The organism is Actinomyces sp. HMSC075C01 (assembly GCF_001812965.1).
In the GTDB taxonomy this organism is placed as follows: Bacteria; Actinomycetota; Actinomycetes; order Actinomycetales; family Actinomycetaceae; genus Actinomyces; species Actinomyces acetigenes.
In genome coordinates this window covers 1-326 of sequence record NZ_KV810993.1, presented here as the reverse complement: position 1 = coordinate 326, position 326 = coordinate 1, and the positions used below count along the sequence as shown (strand labels likewise).

The 326-nt window shown below is 64.7% G+C and carries 1 protein-coding gene; it reads left to right on the top strand.

The window, feature by feature from the left end; all coding sequences use genetic code 11:
- Nucleotides 1-326: Imm5 family immunity protein (locus HMPREF2883_RS06995; protein ID WP_256277374.1), on the top strand; the 326-nt coding region annotated here is incomplete at both ends.

The following is a 326-nucleotide window of genomic DNA, read 5'->3' as shown; positions in this document are numbered from 1 at the left end:
CGTAAGCGGGTGTGGCGGGCCATGATCGACCCCGAGGACCCCCAGGCCTCCTACCGTCGTCGGATCGAGTTGAAGATGGCCTGCGTGCGCCGCGTCCAGCACTACTGGGAGCAGTACCACTCAGGCGACCAGAGGGTCAGTCAGATGCTGGACCTGGCCCAGAGACTCATTGACGGCCGGGAGACCAACACGAGGAAGGCGCTCAAGCAGGCCAAGAAGTTCCGCAAGGACGTCTGGACCGACGACAGCGAGTGGACGAAGGAAGGTGCACGCGCCACGTATGCGGCCTACGGTGCCGTGTTCATGGTGGTCTCGGCGTGCTCGCG